This is a genomic window from Microbispora cellulosiformans, assembly GCF_008728085.1.
GTDB classification, from domain to species: domain Bacteria; phylum Actinomycetota; class Actinomycetes; order Streptosporangiales; family Streptosporangiaceae; genus Microbispora; species Microbispora amethystogenes.
Genome location: NZ_VYTZ01000005.1, coordinates 122,206 through 136,581, shown reverse-complemented (window position 1 = coordinate 136,581; position 14,376 = coordinate 122,206). Strand labels below are relative to the sequence as shown.

Below are 14,376 nucleotides of genomic sequence, written 5' to 3'. Positions count from 1 at the left end.
CGAACCGGCCAGCGATAGGGTGGTTTGGGGAGTCACGCGGAGAGGGGTGCCATGATGCCGCGGCAGCCGTACTCGGTCGAGCAGGTGGCCGAACTGCTGGGCCTGCACGTCAAGACCGTGCGCAGCTACGTGCGCGACGGGCGGCTCAAGGCGGTGCGCATCGGCAAGCAGTACCGCATCGTCCCCGAGGACCTCGACGCCTTCCTGGGGCAGCCGGTGACGGCCCCGGCCGCCGGGACCGCGGGCCGGCGGCGCCATGCTGAGGCGTCGAGCATCGTGCAGATCGACGCGATCGCCCCCGACGCCGCGATGACCGTGGGCAACACCCTGATCGCCGCCGTCAACGGGCGCACCCCCGGCGGGCGGCCCCTGCGCGTCGAGACGATCTACGACGAGGACAGGGCGAGCTTGAAGATCATCATCGTGGGGGGCGTGGCCGACACCGCGGAGCTGCTGCGTTTCGTCACCACGCTGACCGAGCACAGCACGCCGGCCGGGGGCACCGCGTGAGCACCGGCCGAGAGCCCGGCACGCGCGACGCGGCCGCGCCGGACACGTCCGCGCCGGATACGTCCGAGACCCGGCCGGACGAGGTGCGCGTCCTCACGCCTGGCCCGGCCGTCGCGGTCGGCCGGCCCTCGCTGGTCAGCCGGCGAGGCCGAGCCGGGCCGCGCGGGACAGGGGGGTCGCGGCGCCCGGGCTGAGGGGCTCGGTCAGCATGAACGGCATCTGGGACATGAACCGCGGCCGGGTGCCGTGGTGGGGCTGCGCGGCGTGCACCAGGTAGGGGTGGCACACGTAGACGTCTCCCGGCAGTCCGGTCGCCAGGGCCACGGGCCGGTGGGCGCTCGCCTCGTCGAGCAGCGGCCCGGAGGCGAAGAACTCCAGCCCGCTCTCGCCGTGCGGTTCGAGCACGCGGGCGGTGTCGAGATGGGAGCCGACCCTGACGCGGGTCGGCGCGTCGTCCGGGCCGACCTCCGAGAACAGCATCAGCACGAGCAGCGTGCGGGACCTGGCGGTGACGGTCCCCCAGGTGCCGCCGGGCCCGGGGTCGTTCTGGTCGATGTGCCAGCCGGTGTCCCCGGCGTCGGAGGGATGCGGGAAACGGATCGGTATGTTGCCGATCGTGCCGCGCGGCTCCCAGCCGCCCTTCCCGGCGACCAGGTCGAGCGCCTCGGCGAGTGCGGGGCTGCGCACCGCCTCCCCGAACGGGCCCCGCCCCATCGGGTCGGGTCCTGCCCACACCACCGGCTGCGTCCAGTCGCCGGGCCGGTCGGGCGACAGCCCGACCTGCTGCCACAGGATGTCCCTGAGACGGTCGCCGGTCTCCCGGGGGAAGGCCTCCTCCAGTTTGAGGAAGCCCTCGGCGACGAAACGATCGGCGTCGGTGTCAGTGAGCATGCCGTGGACGGTAGCGATCACGGCCCCGCGCGTCGACCGGTTTTCCGCCGCCTGCTTCCGCCGCTCCCCGCTTTCTCCGCTACTGCTGTCGGCGTCGTCTGCTGCCGTCGCCTGGCGATTCGCCGTACCCGGCCGGTCAGGCCGCTTCGGCGCTGAGGGCCCGCGCCACCGGCCGCCGGGCGGCCAGGCGGGCCGGCAGGGCGGTGAACGCCGCCGTCACCAGGAGGGTCACGAGTGCGGCGGCGAGCATCCAGGAGACGGGCGGCATGATCGTGTTCCTGGCGCTGAAGAGCCCGCACACACCGATGCCCAGAGGAACACCGGCCATGGCGCCGAGCAGGGCGGGCAGCACCTGGGCGGCCGACAGTCCCGCGGCGATCTGCCCGGGGGTGGCGCCGAGCGTGCGGGCGACGGCCATGTTCGCCCGGGCCTCCATGGCCGTGGTCCAGGTGAGCGTGACGGTGTTCACGACGGCGAGCGCGATCAGCAGGATGGTGACGGCGAGCATCAGCCGGCGGTCGAGCTCGCCCCGCAGGTTGGGCAGGACGGAGGACCCGTTCAGGCCGTAGCCCCTCTCCTTCTGGGAGTAGACGGTCAGCAGGGCGACAGTCGCGATCACCGTGGTGGCGGTGGAGCACGCCTGCAGCACGGCGCGGCCCGGCCGGCGGGCGGTGAGCCGCAAACCGAGCAGCAGAGGCGTGGGCAGCAGCGCGGACAGCGCGGTGAGCAGCGGCCGGTGACGGGGCTGGTGCGCGGCGGCGGCCAGCGCTGTGACGGTCGCCGTACGCATGGCCCGCAGTGCGGGACGCAGGGTGGACAGCACCGCCACCGCCACGGCGAGGACGGTCGCCGCGGCGACGGTGGCGCCGCCGGGCCCGGCCGCGTCACCGATCCGGCTGGCGGTGGGGCTGGCGATGCCGGGCACGGTCAGGCGGGCGATCGCCAGCCCCAGCGCGTCGCCGACCAGCGCCAGCGCCAGATACTCGGTGAGCAGGACGGTGGCGATCAGGCCCGGGGTGGCGCCGACGGCCTTGAGCAGCCCGGCCCGGCGGGTCTGCTCGACGGCGCGTCCCGCGGCCAGCGCCGCCACTCCGGTGACGGCCAGGAAGCCCAGCAGCCAACTCCCGACGACCAGGATCGGCTGGCTGTTCCTGAGGATGACCGTGTCCTGCGTGGCCATGAACTGCCAGGTGTGCAGGTTCACCCTGGCGGCGGAGTCGCGGTGGGCGTCCGAGAACGCCTCGACGAAGGCCTCGGTGGCGGCGGGGTCGCGCAGCTTGAGGTCCATGGCCGTGGTCACCGGCAGATCCCGGCCCGCCAGGGTCCGGGCGTCCGACCGGGTGAGCCAGACCAGGCCGCTGGAGTCGCTGGGGCCGCCGTACGGACCGATCTGCGCCGCCCAGGGGTAGATGGGGGTGGCCGCGGTCACGGCGATCCCGACGACGGGGTACGACCGGCCGGCGATGGTGACGCGGTCGCCGACGCCGATGCCGAGCGCCTCGGCGAAGCCCCGTTCGACGACCGCGCCGCCGGGCCGCACCCAACCGCCCGAGGTCACCAGCGGCCGGTTGACCGCGCCGGGCGTCTCGGCGAAGCCGTGCACCACCACTCCGGACGCCACCGCGGGAGATTTGCCCGAACCGCGCGTGGTGAGATCGGCGTAGACGATGCGGTAGGGGCCGTGGTGAGCGATCACTTCGGGGTCGTCCGCCAGCGAGGCCAGCGCCGAGGTCACGGCGGGGCCCGTGTCACCGGAGAGGGCCACCACGTCGGGCCCGGCGGTGGCCGCGCGGGTCTGCTCGTACAGCGCCTCGCTCACGCCGCGCAGGGACAGGCCCAGTGCCATCGTGGCCGTGGCCACGGTCACCGCGAGCAGCAGCATCGCGGCCTGCGCGCGGTGCCGGCGGACGTCGGCGAGAACGAGCCGGACGACGAGCACGAAGGAGCCCATTGCGGTCAGCTCTCCCACTCGATCAGGCCGCCGAGCCCCTGCGAGGACGAGCCGGTCAGCCGGGTGTCGTCGACGAACATGCCGTCGCGCATCGACACCAGCCGGTCCGCGGTGGCCGCGACCCGTTCGTCGTGCGTGACGATCACCAGGGTCTGCCCCGCCGTACGCAGATCCTCGAAGATCCTCAGCACGTCGAGCGTCGCCGCGGTGTCGAGGTTGCCGGTCGGCTCGTCGGCGAGCACGATCGGCGGCTCGTTGGCGAGCGCGCGGGCGATGGCGACCCGCTGACGCTGCCCGCCGGACAGCCGCGACGGCAGATGCCGGGCCCGCGCGGCGAGCCCGACCCGTTCCAGCAGGAGGCTCGCGCGGCGTCTGGCCTCGCGCGGCGAGCGCCCGGCCAGCAGCACCGGCAGCTCCACGTTCTCGGCGGCGGTCAGCTCCTCCATGAGGTGGAAGGCCTGGAAGACGAATCCCACCGACCGGCGTCGCAGCCGTGCCACCGCGCGCTCGCTCAGGGTGTCGACGCGCCGGCCGGCCAGCCACACCTCGCCGCGGGTGGGCCGCTCCAGCCCGCCGAGCAGGTGCAGCAGGGTGGACTTCCCGCAGCCGCTGGGGCCCATCACCGCCAGCGTCTGCCCCCGGGGCACCTCCAGGTCGACGTCGTCGACCGCGCGGACCCTGCCCTGCCCCTGTCCGTGCTCCTTCACCAGGCCGCGGATCTCCGCCACCGGACCCGCGACTGGACCCGCCACTGCATTGGGCACGGCATCCGACCCGTTCATCCGCCCTCGACTTCGTCGTTCTCGTCACCGTCTTCGTCACCGGCGGTCGCGCCGCCCGCGCCCCCGGAAGACCAGGCCCGCTCGCAGGCCGCCAGCCAGCGCAGGTCCGCCCGCAGCCGCAGCATGACCCCCTCCAGCAGCACGGCGGCGGCCGATCCCTCCGGCTCGGCCAGGGCCGCCTGCTGTGCCTCACGCAGGCGGCGCAGCAGCTCACGGCGCTGCGCCGCCACCAGTTCGACAGGGTCGGCCAGCCGGGCCGCGGCCGCCGCGACGAGCTTGAGATGGAACTCCGCCAGGTCTGGTTTCGGCCAGCCGACCTCGGCCAGCCACGCGGCCACCCGCCGCTGCCCGGCCGGCGTCAGCGCGTACACCTTGCGGTCCGCCCGGTCGGGCAGGCCGTCGCTCCGCTCGCAGACCACGAACCCCGCTTTTTCCAGCCGGGCCAGCGTCACGTAGATCTGGCCCTGGTTCATCGACTCGCCCAGCGGGCCGAGGGCCCGCCGCAGCCGGGCGCGCAGGTGATACCCGTACGACGGCTCCTTGGCGAGCATCGCCAGCACCGCGTCCTGCATCCCGCCTCGCACCCCCTCACGGCTAACGGTTAGCTGATAGATAGCGGTTAGCCGTAGGGGGTGTCAAAACGACCGCCCCGCACCGGCGCCGGTTTCACCACGAGCCGCGAACAGGGGAGCCAACCAGGGCGGCCGTAACCAGCGCGTGTGGCAGGAGGCGGCGCGGCGCGGGACCGGGGCGAACCGGGAGGCGCGGTGTGGCGTGGGGTCAGACGAGGGCGAGCTGGCGGTCGGGGGAGCGGCGGCGGCGCCAGCGCCGGGCCTGGCCGCCGATGCCGTACGTCTCGGCCAGTGCCCGCACCTGCTCGGCGATCCGGCGGCGGTAGCCCTCCTCGGCGACCTGGCCCTTGCCGTACAGCGCCTGGTAACGCGGCACCAGGCCGGGGTGCTCGCGCTCCAGCCAGCCCAGGTATCCCTCGCGCACCCCGGACGGCAGGCGCAGCACGACCGGCGTCACGCTGACCGCCCCCGCCTCCGCCGCGCGCCTGACCGTGGCCAGCAAGTGATCGCTGGAATCGGTGACGAGCGGCAGGATCGGCGCCATCAGCACCCCGCAGGGGATGCCGGCGTCGTTCAGCGCGGCGCAGACCTCCAGCCGCCGCTGCGGCGTCGCGGCTCCGGGCTCCACGGCCCGCCGCACCCGGTCGTCGACGAAGCCGACCGACACCATGACACCGACCTGGGTCACCTTCGCGGCGTCGCGTAACAGGTCCAGGTCGCGCAGGATCAGCGGGCTCTTCGTCAGCACGGTGAACGGGTTGGCCGCGTCGGCCAGGGCCCGCACGACGCCCGGCATGAGGCGGTAGATCTCCTCCGCCGGCTGGTAGCAGTCGCCGGTGAGGCCGAGCGCGACCTGCTCGCCGCCCCAGCGCGGGGAGGCCAGCTCACGGCGCAGCCGGCGGGCGAGATCGGTCTTCACGACGATGCGGGTGGAGAAGTCCCGGCCCGGATCCAGGCCGAGGTAGCGGTGGCCGCGCCGGGCCGCGCAGTAGCCGCAGCCCGCCTCGCATCCGCGGTAGGGGCTCGCGGCCCAGGCGAAGGGCAGCTCGGCGGCGTCGGGCACGCGCTCCAGCGCGGCGCGCGCGGGCACCTCGTAGCAGGTGATGCCGTCGAACACACGGGTGACGGCCTGCCGCTCGATACGCGGGCGGGCGGGGCCCGCGCCGACGATCGACTGCTGCTCAGCGCCCATGATCGCCTGCTGCTCAGCGCCTGTGATCGCCTGCTGCTCAACGGGCCGCGCCGTGCCCTGGTCCCCGGACGGGGAGTCGGGGCGGGAAGTGGCGTCGCGACGCATGAGGATCAGTAGAACACGCATTCGACCCCCACGCCAAGTGTCCGCGCCCGGCGGCGCGCCTGGCATCGCGGGAGGCTGGGCGCACGTTACTCCACTTTCGTTGCGAACGCATGAAGTTCTGTTCAATCACGTCATAAGTGGCTAATCTCGTCGCATTCGCCCCAGCCAGGGGCCGTACCCCATGGAGAGCGGACGTGACGATGGCACGGTGGTTGGGCCGGCTGCTTCTGCCGATCGTCGTCGGCGTGCTGGCCGTCGCCGCCCTGGCCGCACCCGCCTCCGCCCACGGCCAGCTCGCGATGTCCACCCCGGCCAAGGACAGCACGGTGAAGGCCCCGCTGGAGTCGCTGCGGCTCTACTTCACCGAGGCGCCCGCCCCGAACGCCTACTTCGCCGTCACCGCGCCGAGCGGCGCCCGCGTCGACCAGACCTGGACGCACGGCCGGCCGGAACGGCTCGACAAGCCGGTCCAGGAGTACAACCTCGTCGACGGCGTATGGGAACCGAGCGTCTACAACACCGGCTTCCCCGCGGTGGTACCCGTCGCCTACTGGCCCGAGCGGGGCGAGTACGTCGTCCACTACCTGTCGATCGCCTCCGACGGGGAGCCCGTCAAGGGAGAGCTGCGCTTCACCTACAAGGGCAGGACCACGGCAGCGCCCAAGGGCTGGAAGGCCCCGGCCAACGAGCCCGACGCCGCCCTGCTCGCCACGTCCGAGCCCGGAAGCGGCGCCACCGCGAACGCGACGCCCGACAACGGCGGCGGCGCGCTCGGGCCCGTGGCGCCCTCCCAGGCGGCTACCGGCCCCGCCGCCGTGCCCGAGACCGGCGCCGGTACGTCCGGCCCGGCCCCCGCGGCGCGTACGGCGGCGCAGCAGGACGACTCCGGCACCGGCCTGTCGGTGTGGCTGGTGCCCGCGCTCCTCGTCGCGGGAGCGGGCGTCCTGATCCTGCGGGCGGCGCGGCGGCGGCCCGCCCCGGCGCGTACGGCGGGCCCCAAGAAGCCGGCGGCCGGACGGCCTTCCGGGCGCTCCACGCCCAAGCCGAAGACCCCCACGAGTTCGTCCCAGTCGCGGACGGCGAACCGCCCCAGGTCCGCCAAGCGGCGCTGAACCGCCCTCACCTCCGGAGAAATGTCGTGACGTTCACCCCTGCCCGCCGCCATCGTGCCCGCCGCCGCCCGATGCTCGCCGCGCTCCTGCTCGGCGTGGCGCTGCCGATGGCGGTGTCGGCCTGCGGCGAGTCGGACACCACCGCGCCCGCCACCGCACCCACCACCGCGTCGTCCACCGAACTGCCTGCCGCGGCGGCGAGTGACGCGGCGACGGAGCCGGCCGCGCCCGCCACCGACGCGCCGGCCGACGCTCCCGCGGACGCGGACGTGAAGGAGATCGACGTCACGATCAAGGGCCGCAAGGTGACGCCGCCCCCGGGACGCATCGAGGTGGACAAGGGGCAGCGGGTGCGCATCACCGTCACCGGCGACGCCGCCGACGAGGCGCACCTGCACGGGTACGACAAGGAGGCGGAGCTGAAGCCCGGCACCCCCGCCACCATCGAGTTCACGGCCGACGAGACCGGCCTGTTCGAGATGGAGACCCACGAGTCCGGCCTCCAGCTGTTCCAGCTCGTGGTGCGGTAGGCCCGTCCCATGCTCCTCGCCCACGGGGTCGGCGGACGCCAGGACCTGCCGATCCCGTTCCCTGCCGCGCTGACCGGCGCGGCGCTGGCGTTGCTGGTGTCGTTCGTGGCACTCGGCGCGTTGTGGAAGGAGCCGCGGCTGGGCGGCGCCGACCCGCGCGCCCGCACCCTGCCGGGCACGCTCCAGCGGGCCATGGCCACGCCGGCCTGGGACTGGGCCTGGCGGATCGCCGGGCTCCTCGCCGCCGCCTACTTCTGTGTCGGGCTGGTCTTCGGCCCCGACAAGGCCGACAACCCCACGGCGGGCGCGTTCTACGTCCTGTTCTGGGTCGGCCTGGTGCCGCTGTCGCTGCTGTTCGGCCCGGTGTGGCGCGCCCTGAGCCCGCTGCGGACGCTGCACCTGCTGGCCTGCACGGCCCTGCGGCGCGACCCGGACGCCGGCCTGCGCCCGCTGCCGCCGGGCCTCGGCTACTGGCCGGCCTGCGCCGGGCTGTTCGCCTTCGTCTGGCTGGAACTCGTCGCCCCCGAACGGGCCACCCTGCCGGTGATCGGCGCCTGGCTCGCGGCGTACACGCTGATCATGCTCGCGGGAGCGGTCGTCTTCGGCGCCCGGTGGTTCGGCCACGCCGACCCGTTCGAGGCCTACAGCGGCATCGTGGGCAGGCTCGCGCCGGTGCACCGGCGCGAGGACGGCGTCGTCGCCTGGCGCAACTCGCTCGACGGCATGGCCGGGCTGCGACCGGCGCCCGGACTGACGACGCTGGTGGTCGTCCTCCTCGGCTCCACCATGTACGACAGCCTGTCCAACGCCCCGATCTGGGTGCGGTTCATCCAGGAGAGCCCGATTCCGGCGCCGGTGACCGGCACCGCCGGGTTGCTGGCCGTCATCGGCCTGGTGCTCGCGGCGTACCGCGTCGCGACCGCGCTCGCCGGGCGGTGGGGCGCCGCCGGCGCCGCGATCACAGCAGGGAAAACTGCGGGGACCACAGCCGGGAGAACAGCAGGGGAGACGGCGGGGGAGATCGCCCACTCGATCGTGCCGATCGCCGTCGGATACGTGATCGCCCACTACTACACGCTGTTCCTCCTGGAAGGACAGCGGACCATCGCGCTGCTGTCCGACCCGCTGGACACCGGCGCCAACTGGCTGGGCACCGCCGACTGGAAGATCCAGGCGCTCGGCACCACCCCCGCCGGAGTCGCCACCCTCCAGGTGACGGTGATCGTCGTCGGCCACGTGCTGGGCACCGTGCTGGCCCACGACCGCGCCCTCGCCCTGTTCCCCAGGCGGACCGCGGTCCTCGGGCAGGTCCCCCTGCTCGTGCTGATGGTCGTCTACACCGTGGTGGGCCTGCTCCTGCTGTTCGCCGCCTGACGGGAGTGTCGCGAGCCCGGGGCGGCAGCGGCTGTCCCACCGCCGCTCCCGCCCCGGGTCACCGCGTCAGCCGACCTTGATCGGCGCTATGTCGAACCTGTCGAGGTTCGGCGCCCACTGGCTGTCGAGCTCGGAGATGCACGGTGCCGGGCATCCCTGGGCCTTCGCGCCGTTGGCGGGATCGTTGTACACACTGATCGTGTTCGTACCGGCCTTGAGGGTCACCGGCACGCCGCGAGCCCACCAGTTGCCCCAGGACCAGGTGTTCTTGAACCAGTACCGCTTCGAGGCCCCGTTGTTGACGGAGATGTCGAGGGGCCGCGAGATGATGTCGGCGTTGTAGACGTGGCCGGACTTTCGCTCGTCGTTGGCGTACTGCACGACGAGCATGTAGTCACCCGCCTTGTCCACGTCGACCTGGAGGGTCAGCCGGTTCTGCGACCCCTGTCCGATCCAGCCGACGAACTTCCCTCCGGAGGCGTAGCCGTGGTTGTCCACCGCGGCCGAGCCGGACCGGGCGGCGGACTCGGCCTCGATCACCTGCACCGGCCGGGGCCCGGACGTCGCCCGGGTCACACTCACCTTGTCAAGGCGCACCGGCGTGGGGCCGGAGGGCTCCACCGTCACCCGGTTGACGCCCGCCGACAGGAACAGCCGGTGCCGGTCGGTCTTCCAGAAGGTGCCGCCGCCCGGGTTGGCGCGGAGCACCGCACCGTCGACCGCGCGCCGGTCGAGCCCGATGTTCGCGGTGACCGACCCCGGCTTGCCGGGGCTGTTGTGCCGGAACTCCAGGTCGTAGTACCCATCCTCCTCGGCGTACACGGTGAACATGGCCTCGCCGCCGCGCTTGAGCGTGAGGAAGCCCGCCTCCGACTGCTTCGGCTGGTCGTACTCGTAGGTCACATCGCCCTTGGTCTGCGACCGCTCGGCCTCGTAGTCCCGGGTGACCGGGCCGGTGGAGGCCGGTTCCAGGTCGATGCGGTCCAGCGTCGCCTGACCGACAGCGGTGCCCAGCTCGGGGTGGGACTTGGCCAGCCGGATCTGGTTCGCGCCCGCCTGGAGCTGGACCACGACATCCTTGCGGGTGCGCCACTGGAAGTTGAGCGTGGCCTGGTAGTCGACCATCTGCGCCTGAGCGCCGTTGACCGCGAGCACCTGCTGGGCGGGCTGACCGGTCTGGTTGGCGTACAGGATGCCCAGCTTGTACGCGCCGGCCTTCGGCACGTTCACGTCGAACGTCACCGCGCTGTTGTTCTGGGTGAGATTGCCGACGTGGCGCGTGCCGGAGGTGGCGGCCGCGTTCCAGTTCGACGGGGTGCCGAAGGTCTGAACCGTTCCGGCCGTGACGGTGGCCAGCTCCGCCTCGTACGAGGCCCGCCAGGGCAGGTCCACGGACTGGCGGGTGCCGACGCCGCCGGGCGACAGCACGATCTCGTACACCGACATCTGGTCGACGTTAGGCCCGCCGTCGCCTTCGACGCCCAGCCCGCGGATCGGGATCGTCAGCGACCCGTTCTCGGGGGCGAGGTCGACGTCGCGGAGCACGACCGGCGGCGGGGCGTCGGAGTTCTGGCCGCTCCACGTGGTCGCCGACACGGTCACGTTGACCTTGTCGCCGAACACTTCGCCGTCGATGCCGCCGACGACCACGTCGAAGTCGGCCGAGGGGCCGCCGCCGGCCAGGATGCGCGCCTGCCTGCGGTCGTCGTCGATGACGGCGATGCCTTCGAGCTTGTCGAGGGTGGCCGGGGCCGGGGGAGTGACCTTGACCGTGTCACCGCCGGCCATGTCGGCGTACATCTTGTAGAACCACCAGCCGCCGCCGGGCTTGTTGGTCTCCACGACGTCGCCGCCGAGCAGGCCGGCCGCGGTCCAGTACGCCTTGCCACCCGCGTCGACCTTGGTGTCCTCGAACATGGCGACGTACTGGATGAGCTGGCCGGGCACCGTCAGGTCGCGGTTGCCGCCGTACTCGTTGATGTTGATCGGGATGGGGGAGATGCCTCGCTCCTGCTCCAGGTTCCGGTAGGTCCGGTAGTTGGTGCGGTAGTAGTTGCCGCCCGCGGGGTTGAGGCTGCCGGACTCCAGCTGGTGCCAGGACACGAAGTCGGGCAGCACGTCGTTGTCGCGGGCGTAGGTGAGGAAGTCACCGTAGTTGCGGGCCCGGAAGGTGGCGTCGTTGAGGCCCATGACCCGCGCGCCCGGGTGGTTGGCGCGGATGTACTCCACGGCCGCCTTCCAGTGCGCCATCAGGGCGGCCATCCGGGTCTGGTACTGCGCGGCGTTGCCGGTGGAGGTGTTGTACCAGATGCCGTCGGGCTCGTTGAACGGCACGTAGACGATGCGGTCGGCGTACGGGCTGTTCTTGACCTGGTTGACGACCCAGGCGAGCTTCTGCATGTAGTTGTCGAAGCAGACCTGGTTGCACGGGATCACGCCGCCCGCGTTCTCGTACGTCCACTGCGCGTACATGTCCTGGACGTTGACCTGGATGTACTTGCCGCCGTTGCGGAAGAACGAGGGCGCCACCGACAACGCGTCGCCGTTGGGGTGCTGGGCGCCCGCGGGCGGCTTCTGGTTGACGGTGGTCAGCCGCAGCGGCTCCAGCGTGTTGTCGCTGGGCACGCCCTCGTCGCTCAGCCCGTACAGCGCTCCGCCGGCGGCGCCGCGGAACGCGCCGGTCCTCGTGCCGAGGTCGACGACCAGCTGCGTGGCCGCCGGGCCGTCTCCCTGTGCGGGGACCGCCGCCGTCACCCCTGCCGTCACGAGGGCGAACGTGGTTGTCACCGCGGCGATGATTCGCCGTGCTCGCCGATCTGTTGGTAATTTGGACATGCCTCTCCTCTGGCTCTCCTGTAGATGGCCGATGGGGTAGGGGGATTCACTGATCGAAGGTGGCCGGCCGAGCCCTTGCACAGGCGTTTCTCGGCCGGTTCACCGCGTTTTCCGATGTGTTCCGGCGTTTCCGGCTCCGCCGCGGGCGGTGATCTACCACCCACGGGCGTCCGTGTCGGCATGTGGCGCCCCGGGCTACTGGAACGCCGGGGCTACTGGAACAGGGCGTTGACCTCGTCGTTGGCCTTGCTGAGCGAGGACGGCTCCGCTTCGAAGCTCAGCACCGCGTCGATCGCCGGGCCCATCACCGCACCGATGTCGCTGGCGTGGTCGGTGATCGGGAACAGCGAGGTCGTGTTCTCGTGGATCTGCACGGTGAAGGCGCTGATGTCGATGCCCTTGGCCTTGAACTTCTCCTCGGCGACGGTGAGCGCCTCAGGGATCGCCGGGAAGACGACGGCCTTGTCGCCGACCGTCTTCTGGCAGTCCGCGGACGCCAGGTACTTGACCCACCGCCAGGCCTGGTCCTTGTGCTTGGTGCCGGCGTAGATGGAGTCGGCCAGGCCGTTGTAGATGGTCGCGCGCTTCCCGGAGGGGCCGACGGGCGTCGGCGCGGTGCCCACCTTGACCCCGTCGTAGCCGTAGTAGGTGTTGATCATCCAGGAGCCGTTGGTGGACAGCGCGTACTTGCCGGCGCCGAAGCCGTCGTTGACGCTGGTGCCGGACCGCGCGATGGCCAGGCTCGGCATGTATCCCTTGTCGATCAGCCCGCGCCACCACGCGATGGTCTTCTGGAAACGCGGGTCGTCGTACCGGAACTTCGTGCCCCACGGGTTCTTGTCGGTGAACTGCCAGCCGGTGGACAGCGCGTACATGCTCCACATCTGCTGGCCGACACCTGCGCCGTTGTTCTCGTCCAGGCCCAGGCCGTAGACCTTGACGTTCTTCTTGTCGAAGCCGGGCTCGTCGCCGCGCTTGCCGTTCTTGTCGACGGTGAGGCGCGCGATGATCTTCTCGTAGGTGCCGCCGTCGTCAGGGTTCCAGGTGAGCGACTTCATCTGGTCCTCGGTGATGCCGGCGTCGTCGAGCATCTTCTTGTTGTAGAAGATCGCCACCGTGTCGAAGTCCTTCGGCAGGCCGTACCGCTTGCCGTCGGCCGACACCCACAGGTCGGCGAGGCCGGGGGCGTAGACGTCGGTCTTGGTGCCGTCGGCGGCGACGAACTCGTCCAGCGGCAGGATCTGCTGCTTGCCCGCGAACTCGGGGTAGTAGTTCAGGTGGTTGGTGAAGACGTCCGGCGCGTTGCCGGACACGAGGTTGGTCGTGAGGCTGGTCCAGTAGTCGGCCCAGCCGAACTGTGAGATCTTCACGGTGATCTCGGGGTTCGCGGCGTGGAACGCGTCGGCGCAGGCCTGGTAGGCCGGCAACTGGTTGGAGTCCCACAGCCAGTAGCTGATCTCGGTCTTCTCTGGGGCCTGGGCGTTACCGCTCCCGCCGCCGCTGTCGTCCCCGCTGCCGCACCCGGCCAGGGCCAGCGGAAGTATCGTCGCGACAGCGGCGAGGCGCGTTATCCGTCTCATGCCAGATCTCCTTGTTGCGGTGGGGGGATGAGGGTGGTTCAGGGAGGGATCACTTGATCCCGGAGAACTGGATGGAGTTGACGATCCATCGTCCGAAAACGGTGAAGAGCGCGATGACCGGCAACGCGGCCAGAAGCGTCGCGGCCATGAGCCCGGACCAGTCCGGCCCGGCCTGCGGGCTCTGGGCACGGAAGATGCCCAGGGCCACGGTGAGCACCCGGACGTCGTTCTCCTGCCCTACGAGCAGGGGCCAGAAGTACTCGTTCCAGGCTCCGATGTAGACCAGCAGGGAGATGGTGGCGATCGGCGCCGAACTCATCGGCACGATCAGCCGGAAGAAGATGTGCGCGTGTCCCGCGCCGTCCACGATCGCCGCCTCCTCCACCTCCCTGCTGATGTTGAGGAAGAACTGCCGCAGGAAGAACACCGCGAAGGGCGTCATGAACAGGTACGGCAGCACGATCCCCGCGTACGTGTTGAGCAGCCCGAGCTGCTTGACGGTCACGAAGTTGGGCAGCGCGGTGAAGATCGGCGGGATCATCAGGGCGGTGAGGAAGACGAAGAAGACCTTCTCCCGTCCGGGCCAGCGCAGCCGGGCGAACGCGTACGCCGCCATGGCGCTGAAGAACACCTGGCAGACCGTGATGACGGCCGAGGTGACCACCGAGTTCGCCAGGTACCGCCAGAAGTCGATGTTCGCGCCGGAGCCGCCCTCCGCGGTGGCCTCCGCCAGCGTCGCGATGCCCAGGACCCGCTTGAACGCGCCGAACGTGAAGTCCGTCGGCATGAGCGAACCCGGGTTCGCGAAAAGGGTCCGGTTGTTGGACAGGGAGATGCGCAGCATCCAGTAGAACGGCAGCAGCGTGATCAGGACGAACAGCACGAGGATCGCCCAGGCCGCCGTCCGCCGCCGGCTCAGCCGTCTCAGTATGTGGCTCATGG

Annotated in this window: 12 protein-coding genes; 4 read left to right on the top strand and 8 right to left on the bottom strand. The window is 71.7% G+C overall.

Annotation, left to right across the window (positions count from 1 at the left end):
• Positions 1 to 51: 51 nt before the first annotated feature.
• Positions 52 to 510 (top strand): helix-turn-helix domain-containing protein, encoded by a 459-nt coding sequence (locus F5972_RS14835; RefSeq protein ID WP_318527587.1) that lies wholly within the window; start codon positions 52 to 54, stop codon positions 508 to 510.
• 135 nt (positions 511 to 645) lie between these two features.
• On the opposite strand, the gene F5972_RS14830 is transcribed toward F5972_RS14835, so the two are convergent.
• From F5972_RS14830 to F5972_RS14810, 5 genes are all read right to left on the bottom strand, one after another.
• Entirely contained in the window at positions 646 to 1,401 is a 756-nt protein-coding gene (locus tag F5972_RS14830; RefSeq protein WP_150934084.1) for a phytanoyl-CoA dioxygenase family protein, read from the bottom strand.
• Positions 1,402 to 1,537: 136 nt separating this feature from the next.
• Positions 1,538 to 3,352 (bottom strand): ABC transporter permease, encoded by a 1,815-nt coding sequence (locus F5972_RS14825; RefSeq protein WP_150934083.1) that lies wholly within the window; start codon positions 3,350 to 3,352, stop codon positions 1,538 to 1,540.
• Positions 3,353 to 3,357: 5 nt separating this feature from the next.
• Positions 3,358 to 4,080, bottom strand: a complete 723-nt coding sequence (locus F5972_RS14820) for an ABC transporter ATP-binding protein (RefSeq protein WP_225311499.1) — start codon at positions 4,078 to 4,080, stop codon at positions 3,358 to 3,360.
• A gap of 50 nt (positions 4,081 to 4,130) precedes the next feature.
• Positions 4,131 to 4,706 (bottom strand): PadR family transcriptional regulator, encoded by a 576-nt coding sequence (locus F5972_RS14815; protein WP_150934081.1) that lies wholly within the window; start codon positions 4,704 to 4,706, stop codon positions 4,131 to 4,133.
• 208 nt (positions 4,707 to 4,914) lie between these two features.
• Positions 4,915 to 6,003 carry a radical SAM protein gene (locus F5972_RS14810; RefSeq protein ID WP_225311498.1) on the bottom strand — a complete coding sequence of 363 codons (1,089 nt, stop codon included), beginning with the start codon at positions 6,001 to 6,003 and terminating at the stop codon, positions 4,915 to 4,917.
• Between the two features lie 200 nt (positions 6,004 to 6,203).
• On the opposite strand from F5972_RS14810, the gene F5972_RS14805 reads away from it, so the two are divergent.
• The 3 genes from F5972_RS14805 to F5972_RS14795 are packed head-to-tail and all read left to right on the top strand — an operon-like array spanning position 6,204 to position 9,019.
• A complete protein-coding gene (locus F5972_RS14805; protein WP_225311569.1) occupies positions 6,204 to 7,115 on the top strand; it encodes a copper resistance CopC family protein in 912 nt (303 codons plus the stop codon).
• A gap of 26 nt (positions 7,116 to 7,141) precedes the next feature.
• Positions 7,142 to 7,645, top strand: a complete 504-nt coding sequence (locus tag F5972_RS14800; RefSeq protein ID WP_150934079.1) for a cupredoxin domain-containing protein — start codon at positions 7,142 to 7,144, stop codon at positions 7,643 to 7,645.
• A 9-nt stretch (positions 7,646 to 7,654) separates the two neighbouring features.
• On the top strand, positions 7,655 to 9,019 hold the full coding sequence (locus tag F5972_RS14795) for a hypothetical protein (protein ID WP_150934078.1): 1,365 nt from the start codon (positions 7,655 to 7,657) through the stop codon (positions 9,017 to 9,019).
• Positions 9,020 to 9,085: 66 nt separating this feature from the next.
• Here F5972_RS14795 and F5972_RS14790 read toward each other — a convergent pair whose 3' ends face one another.
• From F5972_RS14790 to F5972_RS14780, 3 genes are all read right to left on the bottom strand, one after another.
• Positions 9,086 to 11,806 (bottom strand): CBM35 domain-containing protein, encoded by a 2,721-nt coding sequence (locus F5972_RS14790; RefSeq protein WP_191910129.1) that lies wholly within the window; start codon positions 11,804 to 11,806, stop codon positions 9,086 to 9,088.
• Positions 11,807 to 12,066: 260 nt separating this feature from the next.
• The gene (locus tag F5972_RS14785) at positions 12,067 to 13,434 is read right to left on the bottom strand and encodes an ABC transporter substrate-binding protein (protein ID WP_150934076.1); all 1,368 of its coding nucleotides are present in this window, start codon (positions 13,432 to 13,434) and stop codon (positions 12,067 to 12,069) included.
• A 49-nt stretch (positions 13,435 to 13,483) separates the two neighbouring features.
• Positions 13,484 to 14,374, bottom strand: coding sequence for a carbohydrate ABC transporter permease (locus tag F5972_RS14780; protein ID WP_150934075.1), 891 nt, complete (start codon positions 14,372 to 14,374; stop codon positions 13,484 to 13,486).
• Between the last annotated feature and the right edge of the window lie 2 nt (positions 14,375 to 14,376).